Annotated in this window: 17 protein-coding genes and 1 riboswitch; of the genes, 8 read left to right on the top strand and 9 right to left on the bottom strand. The window is 69.0% G+C overall.

Translation table 11 applies throughout. From position 1 onward, the window contains the following. Nucleotides 1–116 precede the first annotated feature (116 nt). Nucleotides 117–284: riboswitch (cobalamin riboswitch) on the bottom strand. A gap of 103 nt (nucleotides 285–387) precedes the next feature. Then, nucleotides 388–1,788: a short-chain fatty acyl-CoA regulator family protein gene (locus tag H5J31_RS24095; protein ID WP_181774909.1), complete on the bottom strand. Its 1,401-nt coding sequence runs from the start codon at nucleotides 1,786–1,788 to the stop codon at nucleotides 388–390. 214 nt (nucleotides 1,789–2,002) lie between these two features. On the opposite strand from H5J31_RS24095, the gene H5J31_RS24090 reads away from it, so the two are divergent. The 4 genes from H5J31_RS24090 to H5J31_RS24075 are packed head-to-tail and all read left to right on the top strand — an operon-like array spanning nucleotide 2,003 to nucleotide 7,196. Further along, a complete protein-coding gene (locus H5J31_RS24090) occupies nucleotides 2,003–3,484 on the top strand; it encodes an MmgE/PrpD family protein (RefSeq protein ID WP_181774908.1) in 1,482 nt (493 codons plus the stop codon). Next, nucleotides 3,484–4,377 (top strand): methylisocitrate lyase, encoded by an 894-nt coding sequence (prpB, locus tag H5J31_RS24085; protein WP_181774907.1) that lies wholly within the window; start codon nucleotides 3,484–3,486, stop codon nucleotides 4,375–4,377. Before H5J31_RS24090 ends, prpB begins: the two co-directional genes overlap by 1 nt. Nucleotides 4,378–4,387: 10 nt before the next feature. Then, on the top strand, nucleotides 4,388–5,509 hold the full coding sequence (locus H5J31_RS24080) for a bifunctional 2-methylcitrate synthase/citrate synthase (protein ID WP_181774906.1): 1,122 nt from the start codon (nucleotides 4,388–4,390) through the stop codon (nucleotides 5,507–5,509). A gap of 40 nt (nucleotides 5,510–5,549) precedes the next feature. Continuing rightward, nucleotides 5,550–7,196 (top strand): DUF885 domain-containing protein, encoded by a 1,647-nt coding sequence (locus H5J31_RS24075; protein WP_181774905.1) that lies wholly within the window; start codon nucleotides 5,550–5,552, stop codon nucleotides 7,194–7,196. Here the strand turns inward: H5J31_RS24075 and H5J31_RS24070 are convergent. Further along, the gene (locus tag H5J31_RS24070) at nucleotides 7,182–8,141 is read right to left on the bottom strand and encodes an amidohydrolase family protein (protein WP_181774904.1); all 960 of its coding nucleotides are present in this window, start codon (nucleotides 8,139–8,141) and stop codon (nucleotides 7,182–7,184) included. The genes H5J31_RS24075 and H5J31_RS24070 overlap by 15 nt on opposite strands. Nucleotides 8,142–8,272: 131 nt before the next feature. Further along, nucleotides 8,273–10,726 carry a LamG-like jellyroll fold domain-containing protein gene (locus H5J31_RS24065; RefSeq protein ID WP_181774903.1) on the bottom strand — a complete coding sequence of 818 codons (2,454 nt, stop codon included), beginning with the start codon at nucleotides 10,724–10,726 and terminating at the stop codon, nucleotides 8,273–8,275. A 470-nt stretch (nucleotides 10,727–11,196) separates the two neighbouring features. On the opposite strand from H5J31_RS24065, the gene H5J31_RS24060 reads away from it, so the two are divergent. Beyond that, nucleotides 11,197–12,786, top strand: a complete 1,590-nt coding sequence (locus H5J31_RS24060; RefSeq protein WP_181774902.1) for an FAD-binding oxidoreductase — start codon at nucleotides 11,197–11,199, stop codon at nucleotides 12,784–12,786. 46 nt (nucleotides 12,787–12,832) lie between these two features. On the opposite strand, the gene H5J31_RS24055 is transcribed toward H5J31_RS24060, so the two are convergent. Then, entirely contained in the window at nucleotides 12,833–14,416 is a 1,584-nt protein-coding gene (locus H5J31_RS24055) for an AMP-binding protein (RefSeq protein WP_181774901.1), read from the bottom strand. Between the two features lie 348 nt (nucleotides 14,417–14,764). Beyond that, nucleotides 14,765–15,325 carry a TetR/AcrR family transcriptional regulator gene (locus H5J31_RS24050; RefSeq protein WP_181774900.1) on the bottom strand — a complete coding sequence of 187 codons (561 nt, stop codon included), beginning with the start codon at nucleotides 15,323–15,325 and terminating at the stop codon, nucleotides 14,765–14,767. Nucleotides 15,326–15,451: 126 nt separating this feature from the next. Between H5J31_RS24050 and H5J31_RS24045 the strand changes: the two genes are divergently transcribed. The 3 genes from H5J31_RS24045 to H5J31_RS24035 all read left to right on the top strand — a co-directional run bounded on the left by H5J31_RS24045 (nucleotide 15,452) and on the right by H5J31_RS24035 (nucleotide 17,890). Further along, entirely contained in the window at nucleotides 15,452–16,156 is a 705-nt protein-coding gene (locus H5J31_RS24045; RefSeq protein ID WP_181774899.1) for an alpha/beta fold hydrolase, read from the top strand. A gap of 76 nt (nucleotides 16,157–16,232) precedes the next feature. Then, a complete protein-coding gene (locus tag H5J31_RS24040; RefSeq protein ID WP_181774898.1) occupies nucleotides 16,233–16,877 on the top strand; it encodes a flavodoxin family protein in 645 nt (214 codons plus the stop codon). 2 nt (nucleotides 16,878–16,879) lie between these two features. Next, complete coding sequence (locus tag H5J31_RS24035; RefSeq protein ID WP_181774897.1) at nucleotides 16,880–17,890, top strand: LacI family DNA-binding transcriptional regulator; 1,011 nt, start codon at nucleotides 16,880–16,882, stop codon at nucleotides 17,888–17,890. Here H5J31_RS24035 and H5J31_RS24030 read toward each other — a convergent pair. The 4 genes from H5J31_RS24030 to H5J31_RS24015 all read right to left on the bottom strand — a co-directional run bounded on the left by H5J31_RS24030 (nucleotide 17,887) and on the right by H5J31_RS24015 (nucleotide 21,693). After that, entirely contained in the window at nucleotides 17,887–19,203 is a 1,317-nt protein-coding gene (locus H5J31_RS24030) for a protein kinase domain-containing protein (RefSeq protein ID WP_181774896.1), read from the bottom strand. The two genes, H5J31_RS24035 and H5J31_RS24030, sit on opposite strands and share 4 nt — an antisense overlap. 65 nt (nucleotides 19,204–19,268) lie before the next feature. Beyond that, nucleotides 19,269–19,901, bottom strand: coding sequence for a GDSL-type esterase/lipase family protein (locus H5J31_RS24025; RefSeq protein WP_181774895.1), 633 nt, complete (start codon nucleotides 19,899–19,901; stop codon nucleotides 19,269–19,271). Further along, a complete protein-coding gene (locus H5J31_RS24020) occupies nucleotides 19,898–20,659 on the bottom strand; it encodes a sugar phosphate isomerase/epimerase family protein (RefSeq protein ID WP_181774894.1) in 762 nt (253 codons plus the stop codon). Before H5J31_RS24020 ends, H5J31_RS24025 begins: the two co-directional genes overlap by 4 nt. Further along, complete coding sequence (locus tag H5J31_RS24015) at nucleotides 20,656–21,693, bottom strand: LacI family DNA-binding transcriptional regulator (protein WP_181774893.1); 1,038 nt, start codon at nucleotides 21,691–21,693, stop codon at nucleotides 20,656–20,658. The genes H5J31_RS24020 and H5J31_RS24015 overlap by 4 nt, the downstream gene beginning before the upstream one ends. Nucleotides 21,694–21,741: the final 48 nt, after the last annotated feature.

Raw genomic sequence — 21,741 nt, 5'->3', positions numbered from 1 at the left:
GATCGGTGGCCGGGCAGGGGAGTACGGACGCGCCGCTAACCTGTTGGTTGTGGCGGGTCGGCGTCTTTCGCGCAGGCAGCAAGAATCCGCATGCGTTCAGCTCCATCCTCGTGGACGAACACGACACGCCTGCGGCCGGTATCCTGGCTCCCGGATCGACGACGGCTCCGGCCTTCCCGGCTTTCGCCAGTGGCCGTACTCATGGAGCGCCGCTCCCCGGTCACAGTGGCGGGACCGCACCGGATTCTCACCGGCTTCCCTGCACCGCAGACCTGTGGACACCATAAAGTAGGAAGTCCGACTATGTCGAGGTTGTGGCGTACGCCTCAGTCGAGCTCGTGAGTGACAAAGGTCGTTCTAACGACCCGAATCACTCACGACCGGACGTCAGCCGAGCGGCGGATAGGGCAGCAGGCTGGAGGAATGCTCGTCGACGCGCATCGGCTTCCCGATCGCGGGGAAGGCGCGCTGCGGACAGGCCGGCCGCTCGCAGACCTTGCAGCCCATGCCGATCGGGGTGATCGCCGCGCCGGTGCCGAGCGCCAGCCCGTCGGAGTAGACGAGGCGCTTGGCGTGCCTCAGTTCGCAGCCGAGTCCGATCGCGAACGTCTTCCCGGGATCGCCGTGCCCGCCCGCCGCGCGCGAGACGGTGCGGGCGAGCCAGAAGTACTTCTTGCCGTCGGGGAGTTCGGCGATTTGGGTGAGGATCCGGCCCGGCGAGCCGAACGCCTCGTAGACGATCCACAGTGGACACGATCCGCCGACACGGGAGAAGTGGAACCCGGTGGCGGACTGGCGTTTCGAGATGTTGCCGGCCCGGTCGACCCGGACGAAGGAGAACGGGACACCGCGGGTACCTGGACGCTGCAAGGTGGACAGCCGATGGCAGATGGTCTCGAAGCCGACGCCGAAGTGGTCGGACAGGCGCGTGATGTCGTAGCGATACCGTTCGGCCGCGCCGAGGAAGACGCGGTACGGCAGCACGAGCGCGCCCGCGTAGTAGTTGGCCAAGCCGATCCGCGCGAGCCTTCGGGCGGTGTCGCCGCTGAAGTTCCCGCCGTCGACGAGCCGGTCGATGACGTCGCCCGCTTCCAGTAGTGCGAGCTCGGACGCGAGCCGGAACGCGGCCTGGCCGGGGCGCAGGGCGGGGGAGAGGCGCAGGATCTTCTCGCGCGCGTCGAAGTGATGTTGATCGGCGCCGAGGGATTCGGCGATGACCCTGACGCCGTGGCGGTCCAGAAGCCCGGCGGTCAGTCCATTGCGGACTTCGCCAGGGTGGAGGCGTAGTCCGGCGGCGAGCTTCTCCGCTGGGGCGTCGAGTTCGGCGACGTGGTTGCGGCGCAGGTAGAACCAGTCGCGGATCTCCTCGTGCGGCTGCTGCGCCGTCGAGCGGTCCAGCCCCTGTTCGGTCACCAGCGTGGCGATGTTCTCCACCGCCTCGCGGTAGCGGCGATGCAGTGCGACGAGGGTCCGCGCGACCTCGGGCAGGGTGGTGGTCAGCGCGTCGACCTCACCGGCGGAGATCGCGCCGCTGACCGTGTTGTCGTCGAACACCTCGCGGACGTCGGCGACCAGGCGCGCCGTGTCGCGGGCGGCGAAGAACTCCGTGTCCACACCGAAGGTCTCGGTGAGTTTGAGCAGGACCGGCAAGGTCAGCGGCCTGCCGTTGTGTTCGAGCTGGTTGACGTAGCTGGGCGAGATCTCCAGCAGGCGTGCCAGTTCGGACTGCGTCATGGACCGGCCTTCACGCAGCTGTCGCAGCCGTGCTCCCGCGTACATCTTCTCCACAAGCGGGACTGTAACAACTTTTACAAGCGGGCTCTGGACGTTCACAACTCTTCACAGCGCTCCGGGCTGGCGACCGGTGCGAGGTCGGTGCCACGCTCGGAACAGAGCACCACAACGTCCTGGTCTGTGAGTAGGACACGCTCCGGCCGCGATCCTCGCGTCGAACACCTCGTCCGCGGTCGAGCCGCGGTTTTTACGTCTACGAAGGAAAGTGATGATCGACCACTCCGTCCGCACCTACCGGTCCGCCGAGGCGCTGCCCCGCGAGGAGCAGCTGGCTTGGAAGCTCGCCGCCGTCGCCACGGACGACGTCCCGATCGCCGCCGAGGTCGCCGAAATGGTGATCAACCGGGTGATAGACAACGCCGCCGTCGCCGCCGCGTCGCTGTCCCGGCGCCCCGTCCGTTCCGCTCGTGACCAGGCACTGGCGCATCCCGGCGAACCCGGTGCCACGGTGTTCGGCGTCGAGGGCCGGTTCTCGCCGGAATGGGCGGCCTGGGCGAACGGCGTCGCCGTGCGGGAACTGGACTACCACGACACGTTCCTCGCCGCGGACTACTCGCACCCTGGCGACAACATCCCGCCGATCCTCGCCGTCGCGCAGCACACCGGGCGCTCCGGGACGGACCTGCTCCGCGGGATCGCGGCGGGTTACGAACTCCAGGTGAACCTCGTCCGCGGGATCTGCCTGCACGAACACAAGATCGACCACATCGCGCACCTCGGCCCGTCGGTCGCGGGCGGACTCGGCGCGTTGCTGGGCCTGGACACCGAGACCGTGTACCAGTCCATCGGACAGGCGCTGCACACCACGACGACGACCCGCCAGTCCCGCAAGGGTGAGATCTCCTCGTGGAAGGCCTACGCGCCCGCGTTCGCAGGCAAGGCCGCGATCGAGGCCGTCGATCGGGTGCTGCGCGGCGAGGGTGCCCCGAGCCCGATCTACGAAGGTGAGGACGGCTTCATCGCGTGGCTGCTCAGCGGCCCGGACGCCGAATACACCGTTCCGTTGCCCGCTCCCGGCGAGGGCAAGCGGTCCATTCTGGACACTTACACCAAGGAGCACTCGGCCGAGTACCAGAGTCAGGCGCTGATCGACCTCGCGCGACGCCTGGGCCCGAGGATCGGCGAGTTCGGCAAGGTGGAACGGATCCTGATCCACACCAGCCACCACACGCACCACGTGATCGGCTCGGGCTCCGGTGACCCGCAGAAGTACGACCCGAGGGCCAGCCGCGAGACGCTGGACCACTCGATCCCGTACATCTTCGCGGTCGCCCTGCAGGACGGCGTGTGGCACCACGAGAAGTCCTACGACCGGGCCCGCGCGACCCGGCCGGACACCGTCGAACTGTGGCAGAAGGTCGCCACCGTCGAGGATCCCGAATGGACTCGCCGCTACCACGCGCCCGAGCCGGCGTTCGGCGGCCGCGTCGAGATCACCCTCGCCGACGGCACCGTGCTGTCCGACGAGATCGCCGTCGCCGACGCTCACCCGGCCGGGGCACGGCCGTTCGCCCGCGAGCAGTACATCACCAAGTTCCGTACGCTGACCGACGGGGTGATCGCCCCCGCGGATCAGGACCGGTTCCTCGACACGGTCACCCGGCTCGGGGAACTGGACGCGGCCGAGGTCGCCGGGATCGCGCTCCCGGCCGGACTCGACGCCGTGCCGACGACCAAGGGGATCCTCTGATGCTGCACGCCGCTCCCTCCGCCGGGCAGAAACGGGCCGCGTTCCGTACCGGGCTGAACTCCGGGACACTGCAACGCTTTCCGGGCGCGTTCAACCCGTTGTCGGCGAAACTCGTCGAGCGACGCGGTTTCGAGGGCGTCTACATCTCCGGGGCTGTCCTTTCGGCGGATCTCGGCCTGCCCGACATCGGGCTGACCACACTCACCGAGGTCGCCACGCGTGCGCAGCAGATCGCCCGGGTCACGGCGCTGCCCGCGCTGGTCGACGCCGACACCGGGTTCGGTGAGCCGATGAACGCCGCCCGCACCGTGCAGATCCTCGAAGACGCCGGCGTCGCCGGGATGCACCTGGAGGATCAGGTGAACCCCAAACGTTGCGGCCATCTCGACGGCAAGGACGTCGTCGAGACCGACGTCGCGGTCCGGCGGATCGCCGCCGCCGTCGCCGCTCGCCGTGATCCCGACTTCGTCATCGCGGCCCGCACCGACGCGGCCGCCGTGCACGGGATCGACGACGCCATCGACCGCGCGAAGGCCTACGCCGATGCCGGAGCCGACCTCATCTTCCCCGAAGCGATGCGGAATCCGGCCGACTTCGAACGGCTGCGCGGCGCCGTCGACGTCCCGATCCTGGCGAACATGACCGAGTTCGGGAAGAGCGAGCTGCTGGACGCGAAAACGCTGCAATCCCTGGGCGTGAACATCGTGATCTACCCGGTCACCCTGCTGCGCCTGGCGATGCACGCCGCGGAAGCCGGCCTGGACGTCCTTGCCGGACAAGGAACTCAGGAAGGTCTCCTCGACCGGATGCAGCACCGCCGCGATCTCTACGACCTCCTCGATTACCAGGCCTACAGCACTTTCGACGAGAACGTCCACACTTTCCGCGTCTGAGGGGAACACGATGTCCGCACCCGATATCCACAAAGGACTCGCCGGTGTCGTCGTCGACACCACCGAGGTGTCGATGGTCAATCCAAACACGAATTCACTGACCTACCGGGGTTATCCCGTCCAGGACCTCGCCCGGCGGTGCCGGTTCGAGGAGGTCGCCTACCTGCTCTGGTACGGGGAGTTGCCGACTCCGGCCCAACTCGCCGCGCAGTCCGAAGCCGAGCGCGCCCAGCGGGCCCTGCCGACGGATCTGGTCATGACCCTGCTGTCGCTGCCCGAGACCGCGCATCCGATGGACACCCTGCGCACCGCGGTCAGCATCCTCGGCGCACACGACCCGCACGAGGACGACAACAGCCTGGAAGCCAACCGTGCCAAGGCACTGCGGTTGTTCGCCGCGCTTCCCGCCGTCGTCGCCCTGACCCAGCGGCGGCGACATGGCCTGCTCCCGCTCGCGCCGCGTGACGACCTCGGCTACGCGGAGAACTTCCTGTACATGACGCTCGGCGCGGTTCCCGAACCCGTCATCGTCCGCGCCTTCGAGACGTCGCTGGTCCTCTACGCGGAGCACAGCTTCAACGCCTCGACGTTCACGTCCCGCGTCGTCACTTCCACACTCTCGGACCTCTACAGTGCCGTCACCGCCGCCATCGGCGCGCTCAAGGGCCCGCTGCACGGCGGCGCCAACGAAGCGGTGATGACGACGTTCGAGGAGATCGGCACCTCGGACAACGCCGAAGCCTGGCTCGACAAGGCTCTCGCGGAGAGGCGCAAGATCATGGGCTTCGGGCACCGCGTCTACAAGAAGGGCGATTCGCGAGTCCCCACGATGCGCCGGGCCCTGCAGGAGATCGCCGAACTGCGCGGCGGCCACCACCTGCTCGACCTCTACGAAGCCCTCGCCCGCGCGATGCGCGACGCGAAAGGCCTGCACCCCAACCTCGACTACCCGGCAGGCCCCGCGTACCACCTGATCGGCTTCGACACCCCGGTGTTCACCCCGATCTTCGTGGCCGCCCGGATCACCGGCTGGACCGCGCATATCGCCGAGCAACTGGCGGACAACAGCCTGATCCGGCCGTCGAGCGCGTACACGGGACCGACGGAACGGGTCATCGGCCTCGTCGGGTGAATGCCAGCGGGAACCCGACGGTGTCTGGTAGTCATCGGATATGAACCACCCGACCGCGGCCGAGCTCGCCGACGAGATCCTGGACGCCCTCGCGGCCGAGCTTCCGCTGATGGCGACCCTCGACAACATTCCGGGGCACGACCACGAACTGCGAGACGTCTCCGAAGCGGGTGACGCGCGGCTGCGGGAGGTCGCCGTACGAGTCGCCGACCTGGCGGCGCGGTCGACCGATCCGGACCACGTCACGCTCGGCGTCGTCGTCTACCACGCGGAATCGCTCTTGGCCCGGCTCGATGCCCGGCTGCTCGAGTTCACCCTGGCCGATCCGCTGGCGGCGGAGGGAGCGGGCGCGCTGGCCTGGCTCCCGCAACTGACACCGTCGGGGGACCAGGCCGAGGAGGACTACCTCGCCAGGATGGCGGCGATTCCGGGGTTCTTCGCGGCGCTGGCGGACCGGCACCGCGCCGGGATCGAGGCGGACCGGACACCGGTGGAACGCGGGGTGCGCGGCGCCATCGCCCACGTCGACCGGTTCCTGGCCGCCGAACCCAACGCCTTGCTGCTCCCGCCGCTGTCCGGAGATCGGACGGCGCGGCGGGAGCGGTTGCTCGCCGACGAGGTCCGGCCTGCGCTCGTCGCCTACCGCGAGATGCTCGCCCGAGAGATCGCCGGTCGCGGCCGTCCCGACGAACGGCCGGGGCTCTGCTGGCTGGAAGGCGGCAAGGAGTACTACGAACGGCTGGCTCGCACGCACACCACCACCGGGATCTCGCCGGTGGAACTGCACCGCGCCGGCCTCGAACTCGGCCGCGCGCTGGACGAGGAGTACCGGCGGCTCGGCGTCGCCGCGTTCGGCGAGAGCGACCCCGCGGCGGTCCGTCACCGGATGCGCACCGACCCGTCGCTGCGCTGGCGGGACGCCGACGACATGCTCGACACCGCGACGGAGGCGGTCGCGCGGGCCACGGCCGCCGCATCCGGCTGGTTCCGCCGGACGCCGTCCACCGAATGCGTGGTGCGGGCCGTTCCGGAATCGGAAGGGCCGGTCGCCGCCTCGGCGTACTACCTGACGCCGTCGGCCGACGGCAGCCGTCCGGGCCTCTACTACACCAACACCTACCGGGTGACCGAGCGATTCCGGTTCACCGCGGAATCCGTCGCCTTCCACGAAGCCGTGCCAGGGCACCACTTCCAGGCGGGCCTGTCCTATGGCCTGGCCGGGGTCCCGCGGTTGCGGACGCTGGTCCCGTTGTCCGCGTTCGACGAAGGCTGGGCGCTCTACACCGAACGGCTCGCCGACGAGATGGGCCTGTACTCCAGCGACGTGATGCGGCTCGGCATGGTCGCCGAGGACTCACTGCGTGCGGCGAGGCTGGTCGTCGACACCGGGCTGCACGCGCTGGGCTGGAGCCGTCAGCAGTGCCTCGATTACCTTCGTGAGCATTGCGTGCTCAGCGACGTCGAAGCGGAATCCGAAATCGACCGCTACATCGACCGGCCCGGCCAGGCCCTGTCGTACATGACGGGCAGGCTGGAGATCCAGCGGTTGCGCGCCTTCGCCGAGGAACGGCTGGGCGAGGCCTTCGACATCCGGGACTTCCACGACGTCGTGCTGAGCCACGGGCAGGTGACCCTGCCCGTGCTCGGCGACATCGTCCAGGACTGGGTGGAGTTAAAGACGCAGTAGCTTCTCGACGTTGCCGTGCGCGATCTTCTCGCGGTCGGCCTCGTCGATGGGCGCGGTCTTGAGCAGATTCACCATGGGCTCGTTCGGGGTGTACGGGTGGTCGACCGAGAAGATGATCCGGTCGGCGCCCAGTACGGCCAGCGCGAGCTGCAGTGGCGGGAACGTGGCGTAGCCGCTGGTCGTGATGTGCACGTTCGTCTTGAAATAGTCCGCGACCGGCTGACGCAGGTGCTCGTTGATCGGCGTCAGCACGGTGTCGATCCGCGACAACGCGAACGGGATCATCTCGCCCATATGCCCGATGATGATCTGCAGGCCGGGGTATTCGTCGAGGACACCGGAGACGATGAGGCGCAGCAGGTGCACCGCGGTCTCCGAATGCCAGCCCCAGGCGGCGGTCGCGAGATTGTCGGCCTGCAGTTCGGAAAGCCCCGAGAAATAGGCGTCCAGCACGGGTTTCGGCGGGAGCGCGGGATGCAGGTACAGGGGGACCCGGAGTGCTTCGGCGGCGGCGAGCACCGGCTGGAACGCGGCGTCGTCGAGGAACCGGCCGGTGGTGAGGCCGTTGAGCATCGCGCCCTTAAGCCCGAGTTCTTCCACCGCGCGGCGGAGTTCGTCGGCCGCGGCGTCCGGTGCCTGGACCGGGAGGGCGGCGAAACCGGCGAACCGGTCGGGATGGTGGGAGATCGCGTCGGCGAGCGCGTCGTTCGCTTGGCTCGCCCGGTGTGCTTCCTCGGGCTTCAGCGCTTCCGCGCCGGGGACGGCGTGCGAGAGGACCTGGACGTCGATGCCCGCCGCGTCCATGTCGGCGATCCTGCCCCGGCCCAGGTCACGGAGCTTCTTCCGGATCCCCGCCATGATCGGGTGGTCGCCCAGCTCACCCTCGCCTTCCTCGTTGTACAAGGTCGGGTGGGTGAAATGCTCCTCGATGGCGATGACCTTCAACTAGACCCCTCCACGCGCGCGATCACTGGACTTTCGATGTCCAGTCTTCTCGTTTCGCGCCCTGTCGGGTTCTTCGGAAGTGCGGAACCGATCACGCGGCGCCGGGAGTGGTTCCCGGCGCCGCGTGTCCGTCAGTCGCGTTTCGCGAGGGTCGCGACCTCGGCGTCGGACAGCGGCCGGTCGTAGAGCCGGACGTCGTCCACCGCCCCGCGCAGGAAGTCGACCTGCTGGCCGCCGTACTGCCCGCGGCCGATCACCGTGCGGCCGGTGCTCGGCTGAGCGGAGCAGGCGTTCTGAGAGGCGACCTTCTTACCGTCGACGTAGAGCGACAACGTGCCGGCCTTCGCGTCGCGGACGCCGGTCAGGTGATACCAGCGGCCGACTTCCGGCTTCTCCGGTGACAAGGCACGGAGACCGACGAAGCTCATCGCCCACCGCTGGTCCTGCCCGGAGTACTGCAGGAAGAACGCGCTGTCGCGGTCGGTGTCCTGGCTGACGACGGTCTGGAACGCGCCGCTCGCCTCGTCCAGCTTCGCCCACGCCGAGACCGAGTAGCTGCCCGCCGTGTCGACGAGGTTCTTTCCGGTGTCGGCCTGGCCGTTGCCCGCGAACGCCAGCGCACCACCCTCGACTCCGCCGGCCCACTGCGCGTTGGTCAGCGTCGCGTTGGCGCCGCCGACCGAATCCGCCGCGCTGGATCCGGTGCCCTCGTCGAACTTGTAGGCATGCACGCCGGTGAGTCCCGGAGTGCCGGGGCCCGGGTCGGGTGCGCCGGAACCACTGCCGTCGGCGTTGCGGATGATCGCCTGGTTGACCGCGCGCACCTGCGCGAAGTCCATCTTCTTCACCTGCCTGTCGTAGGTGAAGAAGCCGTTGACCTCATGCTCGACGTCGGTGATCTGCGTGTAGATCGAGCCGCTGATGCCGCAGCTCTGTGCCGAGGTGAGCACGTCGCGCTGGTTCTGGACGTAGCGGCTGTTCAGCGTCGCTTGGTCCTTCACCATCTCGTAGGCGTGGCCTTCGCCGAACCACATGTGGTCCTTGACTTCGAGACCGTAGCCACCGTGCTCGCCGTCGATCGAGATCCGCTTGGCGTCGGGCATCGGCCTCGCGGGACCGGGGTAGGCGTGCCAGTCGAGGACGTCTCCCTTGCCCGAGTCACCGAGGGAGTCGCAGCAGTTGACCCCGCTGTGCGCGTTGACCAGCCGTGTCGGATCCTGCGCCTTGACGCTTTCGGCGACCTTCCCGGTCTCCTCGCGCGACCACTCGGCCCAGCCCTCGTTGAACGGCACGTAGCCGACGATCGAGGTCCAGTTCTTCTTCTGCTCCACCAGTTCTTTCAGCTCGACCTTGAACTGCTGCTGGGCGTCGACCGGCGGACGTCCGCCGGTACGCATCGACGGCATGTCCTGCCAGACGAGGAGGCCGAGCCTGTCGGCGTGGGCGTACCAGCGATCGGGTTCGGTCTTGATGTGTTTGCGGACCGTGTTGAACCCGAGGACCTTGTGCTGTTCGAGGTCGAAGCGCAGCGCCTGGTCGGTGGGCGCGGTGTAGATGCCGTCCGGCCAGTAGCCCTGGTCCAAAGTGGACTGCAGGAAGAGGATCTTGCCGTTCAACGTGAACCGGAGTTTGCCGTCGGCGCCCTTCGCGGTGCCGAACTCACGCATGCCGAAGTAGGACGAAACCTTGTCGACGGTGCGGCGGCCGTCCTTCAGTTCGACGTCGAGGTCGTAGAGGAAGGGCGAATCCGGTGACCAGAGCTTGGCCTTGGGCACCGGCAGCGAGAGCGTCCCGGCAGCGGAGGCCTTGCTGCGACTGACCACCTTCTTGCCGTCGCGCACCACGGCCTCGACGGTCAGCCCGGAGTTCCCGCCGGTGTCGACGGTGAGCTTGAGCGTGGAGGACTTGAGGTCGGGGACCATGCCGAGGGTGCCGATGTGCTTGGCCGCGACGGGTTCCATCCACACCGTCTGCCAGATGCCCGAGGCTCCTTCGTAGAAGATCCCGCGGTCGGGGACCAGCCGCTGTTTGCCGACAGGCTGCCAGGTGGCGTCGGCACGGTCCTCGACGCCGACGATGATCTCCTGGTCTCCCTTGGCCTTCAGTGCCGAGGTCACGTCCGCGGAGAACGCGCCGTAGCCGCCCTGGTGTGCGGCCACCTCCTTGCCGTTGACGTAGACCTTCGCCTTGTAGTCGACGGCGCCGAAGTTGATCCGGAGGTTGTTGTCCTTGCCCACCTTCCAGTCCTTCGGCACCGTGAACGTGCGGCGGTACCACATGAAGTCCTCGTGGCGCTGGATCCCGGAAAGCGCCGATTCGGCCGGGTAGGGGACCAGGATCTTCTCGGCGAGCTTCTCGCCGAACGGCGGGACCTCGCCGGGGGCGGCGCCGGCGAATTCCCACACCCCGTTGAGGTTCTGCCAGTCCTCGCGCACCAGTTGCGGCCGCGGGTACTCGGGCAAGGCGTTGGTGGGCGACACCTGATTGGTCCACGGCGTGATCATCCGCGGCTTGCCCATCTTCCAGCCGCTCTCCGCGGCCGTCGCGGCGCCCGAGGTCAACGCCAGGGCGGAGACGACGGCCACCGCGGCGGTCAGGGTCTTTCGGAACCGTCCGGTGGTTCTGGCCGTACCTCGGGGGCGATGTGGTGACAACGTTGACAACATCTGCTCGACACCCTTCTCCGGGGGCGGCCGCCTCGGCGGAGGTGCGCCTCCCGCTGGACTTGTGCAGGCGTGGAAACGACCCCGTGGCCGAGTGGGGAGCAGGTGTGAGCCGGGCCACGGCAAGCCGTCAGGATGTTTTTACATCGTTGATACAACGTTGTAAAGCGTCGAAGGCCTCGAATCGGTCGGTCTGGCCGGAGCTGTCCTGGAGGACGCTTGTGACTCAAGGCGTAACACGCGTGATTGGGCGGACGGCACGCGTGATTGGACGGACGGCACACGTGATTGGACGGACGGCACGCGAGTTCGTCGAGTTCGGGGAGCGTTCGTTGACATGGCAACTGACCGAAAAGTAACTTACTGGGGAGTCAGATTGGACGGGGACAACGATGTCGACCGAGGAACGTTCCTGGTGGGGTTGGGGCACCACAGCCGGTGCCCTGTCGGCGGAGGAGTCCGACGCGCTCGTCGCGCGCACTGTGGCGGTACTGCCCGGTCACGACTTCACCGACCACGGCCCGCCCGAGCCGTCGGATCTCGCCGTACCGCCGTCACGGATCCGACCGCCGTCGGCGCTGGCCGCGTTGTGCGGTGACGACCCCGTCGACCGGTTGTCCCACGGTCGGGGCAAAGCGTTCCGTGACGTCGTCCGCAACCTCCTCGGGCAGGTCGACCACCTGCCGGATCTGGTCGCCCGCCCGCGTTCGGAGCAGGACGTCGTCGACCTCCTCGACTGGTGCTCGGACGCCGCGATCGCACTTATTCCTTACGGTGGCGGGAGTTCCGTGGTCGGCGGCGTCGAGCCGCGGTTCGACGGGCCCGCGGTGTCGATGGATCTGACCGGCCTCGACACGGTGCTCGAAGTGGACACGGTCAGCCGCGCGGCCCGGATCCAGGCCGGGATCCACGGACCCGCGCTGGAAGACCGGCTTCGCCCGCTGGGGCTGACGTTGCGGCATTTCCCGCAGTCGTTCGCCCATTCCACGCTCGGCGGCTGGCTCGCCACCCGCGCGGGCGGGCATTTCGCCACACTCGCCACGCATATCGACGATCTCACCGAATCGATGCGCGTCGTCACCCCGGCCGGGATCAGCGAGTCGCGACGTCTGCCCGGGTCGGGCGCCGGTCCGTCGCCGGACCGGATGTTCCTCGGCTCCGAAGGCACGCTCGGCGTGATCACCGAAGCGTGGATGCGCCTGCAGGACCGGCCCGTTTGGCAGGTCACCGCGTCGATCGCCTTCGAGCGTCAGGAAGACGCCGCCAGCGCCACGCGCGCCATCGCGCAGTCCGGGCTGCATCCGTCGAACTGCCGGCTGCTCGATCCCGCCGAAGCCTTCATCAACGCCGGTGCGAGCGTGGGCGGGGGATTGCTGCTGGTCGGGTTCGAGTCCGCGGACCATCCGGTCGACGGATGGCTGGATCGCGCGGTGGAGCTGGCCGTCGGTCACGGTGGGACGGTGAAAGCCAGGCGCAGCAAGGATTCGGCCCGTCGGGAAGGGGATTCGGCGTCGGCATGGCGGTCTTCGTTCCTGCGGATGCCCTACCAGCGCGACGCGCTCGCCCGGCGCTCCCTGATCGTGGAGACCTTCGAAACCGCTTGCACATGGGACGACTTCGAGGCGTTCCACGAAGCGATCACGTCGGCCGCCCGCGCCGCGATCGACGAGGTGTGCGGGGGCGCCGGCGTCGTGACCTGCCGCTTCACCCATGTCTATCCCGACGGCCCCGCGCCCTATTACGGCATCTACGCCGCCGGGCGCTGGGGGAGCACGGTCGCGCAATGGGACGAGATCAAAGCCGCGGTCTCCGAGGCGATCGCCGGCCACGGCGGCACGATCACCCATCACCACGCCGTCGGCCGCGATCATCGGCCCTGGTACGACCGGCAGCGTCCCGATCCGTTCGCCGCCGCGCTCACCGCGGCCAAGAGCGCCCTCGACCCGGCGGGGATCCTCAACCCGGGTGTGCTGATCCGCTGACCTGAGGCGGGCCGGCCTTGAGTGGCGATGAGGGTTCGCTGACGCCTCACAACTCCCGCAACAGGTATCGCTGCAGTTTCCCGCTCGCGTTCCGCGGCAACGCTTCGATGAACCGGACACGCCGCGGGTACTTGTACGGCGCCGCCGTGGCTTTCGCGTGCTCCTGCAGTGCCCGCGCGACCTCGGGGCCGTCGGGAGTGCCGGACCGCAGTACGACGAACGCCGTCACGATCGAGCCGCGATCCTGGTCGGGCGTCCCGATCACCGCGCATTCCTCGACGTCGGGATGTGTGAGCAGTACTTCCTCGACCTCAGGGGCGGCGATGTTGTAGCCCGAAGAGATGATCATGTCGTCGCTCCGTGCGACGAAGCTGAAGTACCCGTCGGCGTCCCGGACGTAGGTGTCGCCCGTGATGTTCCAGCCGTCGCGCACATAGTCGCGCTGGCGCGGGTCTTCGAGATAGCGGCAGCCGGTGGGGCCTCGCACGGCGAGGAAACCGGGCGTGCCGTCGGGGACCGGCTTGCCGTCGATGTCGAGGACGGCGGCCCGGTAGCCGGGCACCACCTTCCCGGTCGCGCCCGGACGGGCGTCCGCGTCGGCGGCGGAGATGAACACGTGCAGCATTTCGGTGCTGCCGAGGCCGTCGATGAGGGGCCTCCCGACGACCTCCCGGTACTGCTCGGCCACGGGAGCGGGTAGCGATTCACCCGCCGAGACCGCCCGGCGCACGCCGGCGAGAAGACGTCCGTCGCCGGAGTTCAGGATCGCGCGATACGCGGTCGGGGCGGTGAACAGCACGGTGACACCCTTCGCGGCCACGATCCCCGCGAGCTCCGCCGGGGTGGCGCGTTCGATCAGCAGCGTCGCCGCTCCGGCGCGCAGCGGAAAGATCACCAAGCCACCGAGGCCGAAGGTGAAGGCCAGCGGTGGCGTGCCGCAGAAGAGATCGTCGGAGACCGGGCGTACAAGGTGCCGAGAGAACGTGTCCGCGATCGCGAGCAGGTCGCGGTGGAAGTGCATGGTCGCCTTCGGCGAGCCTGTCGTGCCGGAGGTGAAGGCGAGCAACGCGACGTCGTCCGCCGCGGTCGGGACGTCGGCGAAAATCTCCGGATGCCGTTCCGAACGAGCGGCGAGGTCCGGTCCGTAGGACACGACGGGCAGGTCCGGCGGGAGTTCGTCCAGCAGGCGTTCGTCGCACAGGGCCAACGCGGGCTGGGCGCGGTCGACGATCTTGTCGAGTTCGGTCCGCCGCAGCATCGGCATCGTGGTGACGGCCACCGCGCCCGCCTTGAGCACGGCCAGCCACGCCGCCGCGAGCCACGGTGTGTTGGTGCCGCGCAGCAGGACGCGGTTGCCGGGGACCACGCCGAAATCGGTGACGAGGACGTGCGCTATCCGGTTGGCGCGGGCGAGTACGTCCCCGTACGTCCACGTGTCCGTCGGTGACGACAGGCAAGGCCGATCCGCGCCGAAGCGCGCGATGGTGTCGTCGAGTAACGCGGTCGCGGCGTTCAGCCTGTCGGGATAGCGCAGTTCCGGCAGGGCGAATTCCAGCCGTGGCCACTGCTCGGCGGGCGGAAGCCGGTCGCGGCAGAACGCGTCGACGTGTGCGCTGGGAGAAAGCCTCATCGCCGCTCCTCGGTCCGGCAGTGCCCCCTCCCACGCGAAGGTAGCACTTGTTACGACCGTCGAGAAGACGCTATGTCTTGCCCGTGACGGCGATGCCGGATGAGGGATACGGATCAGGTCCGTCGCCGTACGCGCGGGCTGACCGGACCCGGTTTCGAGTTGGTGGCCTGGGTGACGCGACGCCGCACTCGCGTACTCCGAGACGGATCTCGTGTGCTTGAAGGCGGATCTCGCGTGCTCGGACGCCGTGGACCCGAGTGCGGCTTCCAGGCACGCGAGTCACGTCCCTGATCACGCGAGTCACGCCTTCGTTCCGTCGCGACCGCCTGACCGGAGCGCGCTGTGCGGTCAGGCGACGACGTCGACCACGGCCCGGCGCAGGGTTTCGCGCACCGTCGCGGGGTCGTCGAGGTTTCCGCCATGGAGCGCGCCGTCGCGAAGCAGGACCAGTGCTCGTGCGGCGTGCGCGGGGTCGGCATGTCCCGCGTCGCGCGCCAGGTCGCGAAGCACGCCGAAGAACCACTCGCGGTGGTCGTCGATCACCTGGCGGACCTGGTGTGCGGGGTCCGGGTACTCGGCGGCGGCGTTGAGGAACTGGCAGCCGCGGAAGTCGTCGTCGAGGGTCCGGTCGCCGATGATGCCCAGTGCGGCGAGCAGCGCTTCACGGGCGGGTTTGTCCTGCGTCACCGCGCCGACGCCCTCGCGGATCCGCTCGCTCGTGGTGCGCAGGTACGCGGCGACGAGGTCGTCCTTGGTGGGGTAGTGGCGGTAGAAGGTCGCCCTGGTCACCGCCGCTTCGGAGACCAGGCGCTCCACTCCGACGGCGTGGATGCCCTCGGCGTAGAACAGTCGCGACGCGGTTTCGAGCAGCCGGATCTTCGGGTGCACGTCCCGGTCGATAGTCGTCATTACTCAACTATAGAGAAAGAACAGTCATTCCACTAGGTCGTGTTCATCACGTTGTGGAAGACCTCGCGGGCGGGCACTGTTCAAGCAGAAAGACCGATCATTCTCTCCAGCTCTGAAGGAGCAACCATGACCAACCAGAAGCCCACCATCGTCCTGGTCCACGGTGCTTTCGCCGACTCGTCGAGCTGGAACGGCGTCGTCCCGAAGCTGCGTGAGCAGGGCTATCGGGTGCTCGCGGCGTCGAACCCGCTGCGTGGGATCGAGTCCGACGCCGCTTACGTCGCGGACGTCGTCAACGGCGTGGACGGCCCCGTGGTGCTGGCCGGGCACTCCTACGGCGGCGTGGTGATCAGCCGCGCGGCCGCCACCGCGCCGAACGTGAAGGCGCTCGTCTACATCGCCGCTTTCCAGCCGGAGGCGGGGGAGAGCGTGTTCGAGCTGTCCGGCCGCTTCGAAGGCGGCAAGCTCGGCCCGGACACCACCAACGTCCTCGCCGCGCAGGGTGAGCTGTCGATCAAGCCCGAGAACTTCTCGGACGTGTTCGCCGCCGACGTCCCCGCGGAGATCGCCGACGTCATGGCGGTCACCCAGCGTCCGGTCACCGAGGCCGCGCTGGGCACGCCGTTCGACGGCGAGCCGGCGTGGAAGAACGTGCCGTCGTGGGCACTGATCGCCGAGCAGGACCACGCGATCCCCGCCGCCGCGCAGGCGTTCATGAGCGAGCGCGCCGGTTCGGAGGTCACCCGGGTCGACGCTTCGCACGCCGTGTCGGTTTCGCGGCCGGACGTCGTCGCGGAGGTCGTCCTCGCGGCTGCCGCCAAGGTCGCCTGACCTCGGTCGCTTGACAGGTGAAACCTCCCCGGAGAGACTGCAAAAGCGTTTTAGCAGTCTCTCCGGGGAGAACCACGTGAAGGTCCTGGTGCTCAGTTCGAGCCCGCGCCGTGAAGGAAACTCCTGGGCGCTCGCCCAGTCGCTGGCCAAGGGAGCGGAGGAAGCCGGTCACACGATCGACTTCGTCCATCTCGACGACTTCGTCGAAGCACCGCTGGGGGATTGCCGCGGTTGCCGGCTGAGTGACCGCTCCTGCGGTATCGCCGACGGCTACGAGCGGCTGCTGTTCGATCACGTGCTCCCGGCGGACGCGATCGTCTACGCGACACCGCTGCACTGGTACGGCATGACCGGTCGCCTGAAATCGTTCTTCGACCGGCTTTTCTGCTACACGTCCGGCAGTTCACCGCATACCGGCGAGGTCGTCCCGGGGCTGATGAACAAGCGCGCGGCCGTGGTGATCTCGTGCGAGGAGAGCTACCGGGGCGCGACCGCCGGACTCGAAGCCCAGTTCCAGGAACTCACCCGTTATCTCCGCCAGGACCTCACCGGTGTCGTGGTCGGCATCGGCAACAGCCGGGGCGAGGTGGCCCGCGATCCCGCCCGGCCACTGGAGGCCGCGGCGGATCTCGGCCGTAGGCTGGGCGACGCCCATGTCACCGACTATCGGCTGGACACCGACCGGCCGAACCGCGTCTGGGGACCGCCCGTGGAGGCCTGACCGTGTCGCCGACCATCCGTGACGTCGCCGCCGCCGCGGGGGTCTCGATCACCACGGTGTCCCATGTGCTCAGTGGGCAGGGCCGGATCTCGGAGGACACGCGGCGCCGTGTCGCTCAGGCGGCCGCGGACCTCGGCTATCAGGCCAGCGTCCACGCACAGCAACTGGTCACCCGGCGCAGCCGCACGCTGGCGATCCAGCTCGCGAACTCGGTCGACGCGAGTAGCGCCTGCGCGCTCGTGCCCAACTCGGACTACTTCCTCGAAGTCCTCAATGGGGCAGCGGAAGCCGCGTCGAAACGGTCCTACGGTCTGTTGCTGACCCCGCCGGACGCGGACCTCGAGCGGCTGAACGCGTTCGCCGTCGACGGCGCCATCCTCGTGGACCCCCGCGGCGACGAACCGTTCTTCGCCACCGGTTGGTGCCGCGACCGCCCGCTGGTGACCACGGGCCGTCCGATGGCGGCACCGTGCCCCGTCCCGGTCATCGTCGACAACGACCTCGTCGCGGCGGCCAGGCTGATGCTGGATCACCTCGCGGACAACGGATACGAGCGTCCCGCGATGATCACCACCGACACCGGCCGCTCCTACGCGGCGGATCTCGTCGCGGGCTACACGGAGTGGGCCGGCGACCGCGGCCTGGAGCCCGTGGTGGTCGAGATCGACGAGCCGCCGACCACCGAGGGCACCGCCGAGGCGCTGGACAGACTCCTCGGACGGCCGATCTGCCCGGACGCCGTCTTCACGACGTCGGAGAACCTCGCGCTCGGCGTCCTCCACGAAGCCCGGCGCCGCCGGATCGCGGTACCGGGCGAACTCGGCATCTGCAGCGCGGTGGACAGCGGTTCGCTGCTGCTCACCTCACCGCGGGTGACCGGCATGTTCGTCCACCCCCGCGAGGTGGGTGGCCGCGCGGCCACCGCCCTGATGGACCTCATCGAAGGCGGCGCCGCCGAAAGCCGGATCGAGGTACCCGTGCGGCTCAACGCACGGGAATCCACGAGCCGCTAGGAACTCCGGCACGCCGCGACAGGCGTGTCCCCGCCCTCGCCCTCGACCGTCGCGATGAAGCCGAACGTGGTCGTCCCGCCCGCGGGCAGGACCGCGTTCCAGTCGAGTTCCGAAACCCGCACCCGGTCGCCGTCCTGCACGAGGGAACCGTTCCACAGGTTGGCGATCCGCGTTCCGGGCGGCAGGGTCCAGCTGACCTCCCAGCCGGTGAGCCGGGTGGCCTGGGCGTTGCGCACGGAGACGCGGATCTCGGAGCCGCCGGGCCAGCGGTTGGTGACCTCGTAGCGGGCCTCGCACACCGGTTTCTCCACGGGCGCGGTCGTTTTCTCCGCGACTGGAGGGGAAGCGACCGACTCCGCGGGCGGATCGCCGTCGAAGAGCAGGATCCCGGCCAGGACGACGCCCGCCACGGCCAGGCCGCCGGCGATGGCGAACGGCAACCGCGAACGACGAGGGGGAGCGGGAAGCCGTTTCGTCCCGGACAGGATCGCCGGACGTCCGTCGGCGACGGCGGCGAGCATCCGCTCGGCCTCGGCCATGGTGGGCCGTTCCCGCGGATCCCTTCGGAGCAACCGCGAAAGGACGTCCGCGAGCGGACCGGTGTTCCGCGGTACGGTGATCTCCCCGCGCGCGACCCGTTTGAGGAGCGCGATCTGGTTGCCGTCGCTGCCGAACGGCGGCGCGCCCTCCAAGGCGGTGTAAAGCGTGGAACCGAGGGAGAACACATCCGACGGGTAGCCGGGTTCTTCGCCGTCGGCGACCTCGGGGGAGAGGAACGCCGGAGTCCCGACGACGAGCCCGCCGCCGGTCATGGTCCCTTCGCCCGTCGCGTGCGAAAGCCCGAAGTCGGCGATCTTCGCCGTACCGTCCTCGGTGATCAGGACGTTGTTGGGCGTGACGTCGCGATGCAGGATCCCGTCCTCATGGGCGGCGGCCAGCGCCGAGGCGATCTGCGCGCCGAGTTCCGCGACCCGGCCCGCCGGGAGCGGACCGTCGTCGAGGAGCTGGGTCAGTGGCCGTGACGGCAGGAATTCCATGACCAGGAACGGGGTTCCGTCCTGCTCGGCGACGTCGTACACGGTGACGGCGTGCGGATGCTTGAGCCGCGCGGCGACCCGGGCCTCGCGCATCGCGCGCACGATCGACCGGAACTGGGCGGCGTCGTCGGGCGAGGTGTCCGGCAGCAACTGTTTGAGTGCGACCGTCCGGTTCAGCCGTTCGTCCCGCGCCCGCCACACCACGCCCATCGCGCCGCGGCCGACCTGGCGCTCCAGCCGGTAGCGGCCCGCGATGAGCTCGTCTTCTCGCGTCACGCCGCCCCCTTTTGGAGATCACACGGATCCGATGGCGGTCCGGTTCACCGAGGCAACTGTATCGGTTATGGCCGCGAGTTCTCGCTGACCGGCACACCTGCCGCCTTAAGCCAGGCCTCGGCGAGCAGGCGGTGCCCCAGGGGGCTGGGGTGGACGCCGTCCGGGGCGAGGGCCGCCGCCCCGTGCTCGGCCGCGGCTTCCGGCATGAACAGATCCGCCCGGATCGTATGCGCGCCGAATTCGGTGGCCACTTCGAGCGCGACGTCGATACGGGGTGCGAGGTCTTCGAGCCACTCGCGCTGCTCCGGTTCCACCGGCAGCAGGAACGGCGTGATGACGTACAGATCGGCCGGGAGATGGTGCCGCGCGCCCGCCAGCAGCCGGCGGTAGGCCGCGCGGAACTTCCCGATCGGGCTCGGCAGATTCCGGTCGAACGTCCGCCAGGTGTCGTTGATGCCGATCTTCATGGTCAGCACGGTCGGCCGAAGCGCGAGGACGTCGGTGGTCCACCGGGCTTCGAGGTCGTAGATCCGGTTGCCGTTGAGCCCCTTGTTGATCACCTCGGGTCCACCACACAGCCGGTCCGCGATCTCCCGGACATAGCCCTTTCCGAGCGATGCCGGGTCTTCGCGGTCGCGGCTGGAATCGGTGATCGAGTCGCCGGCGAACACCAGCCGGTCGGTTCCGGTGAACCTCACGCGCCCGCCTCGATCAGCTTGCGCAGCGAGTCGGCCTCGCCGGGGACGAGGTCGGGATCGTTGTCCGGCACGAATTCCAGCAGCGCGTCGAGTGGCCGTCCCGCCTTCGCGAGCAGCGCGAACGCCTGCGTCCACAGGTCCGTCCTCGCGGTCAGCGGATGCCGTTCGTTGCTGGGCCACCACGAGAAGACGTGCACGGCGAGGACCCGGTCTAGGACCAGTTCCAGCCCGGCGAGCGCGGGCTCGTCCGGCAGATCCTGTGGCGGCTGCCAGTAGGTGCCGAGGTTGTCGCGGCCGACCTCGTCGAGCAGCCGGACGGTCGACTCGGCCGTGTCGGTCAGTGTGCCGCCGTGGAACTCCAGCGCCACTTCGAGACCGTGACCGGCGGCGACGTCGGCGGCTTCGCGGAGCCCGGTCACGACCTGCTCCCGTTCGTCGGGGTCGACGTCCGCCGAACCCGCTTTGCCCGCCCACACCCGGATCCTGGACGCGTCGAGGCGGACCGCGGTCGCGGCGATCTCGCCGAACTTCCCCGACTCGATCGGGGTCGCGCGGAAGTAGGACCCGTAGGAATCGCAGGTCAGCCCATAGCGGGCCATGGCTTCGAGAACGCGGTCGGCCGCCCAGTCGTCGCCGGGACGCACGTGCACGTCGGCGCCCCACTCGACCACCTTCAGTCCCGCCTCCTCGGCACGACGGGCGACCTCCTCGGCGTCCAGACGCCGCAGCGTCACCGAACAGAGTCCCGGCCGGATCATTTCCCCTCCAAGATGTCGGTGCTTTCCCTCAGCACGACCTCGCCGGTGATCAGCTTGACGCGGGGGAGGTCCCCGCGGTCGGCGAGGATGAAGTCGAGGGCCTGTTCGCCCATCCGCTCGATCGGGACGCGCACGGTGGACAGCGAAGGCCTGATGTCGCGCAAGGTGATGATGTCGTCGAACCCCGCGACCGCGATCCGCGACGGCACGTCGAGTCCGTGATCGCGGCAGGCGGCCATCGCGCCGACGGCCATCACGTCGTTGACCGCGAACACGCACCCGCGGAAGCCGCTCTCCAGGGCGCGCACCATGGCCGCGTAGCCGCCGTCACGCGTGAATTCCGCGTGCAGGACCTGGTTCGCGGGCAGGGTGACGCCGTGCTGGGCGAGGCCGTCGCGGAAGCCCAGGACGCGATCGCGCGAGGTCATCAGGCCGGTCGGTCCGGCGAGCACGAGGAATTCACGGTGGCCGAGCCCGGCGAGGTGTCCGGCCAGATCAGCCGCCCCCGCCCGGTTCTCCAGCATGACCGTGTCGAACGGCAGTTTCCGCTGCCCGATCACCACGACCTGGCCGTCGGCGGCCTCGAACGCCTTGAGTTCCTTGGTCAGATTCCGTTGCAGGGCACTGTCCTCGTTGCGCGACCCGGCCAGGATGACCGCACGCGCCCGCTGGCCGCGCAACGTCGTGACGTATTCGAGTTCCTTCTCCGGGTGATTCTCCGTACTCGCGATCGTGACCGTCAGACCGTGCCGTGCGGCCACCCGCATGACACCGGAAGCGATCGAAGAGAAGTACGGGTCGACGATGTCGTGCACCAGCAGTCCCACGACGTTGCCGCGGCCGCGGGCCATCGCCTGCGCGGGTACGTTCGCCGTGTACTGCAACCGTTCCGCGGCCTGGAGCACGGATTTCCGCAGTTCCCCGCTGACCTGTCTGGTCCCGCCGTTGAGCGCTCTCGACGCCGTCGCCAGCGAAACTCCCGCCTCACGGGCGACGTCGGCCAGGGTGATCGAACCCGCGGCGCGCTGCGGCATGGTTCCTCCCTCGGGTGGTGCGGCGGGCCCACGCCGGCGAGGGCAGAC

Source organism: Amycolatopsis pittospori, assembly GCF_013870525.1.
GTDB lineage: Bacteria > Actinomycetota > Actinomycetes > Mycobacteriales > Pseudonocardiaceae > Amycolatopsis > Amycolatopsis pittospori.
Note: the sequence above shows the minus strand (reverse complement) of the source record. Positions and strands in the feature narration are given on the sequence as shown.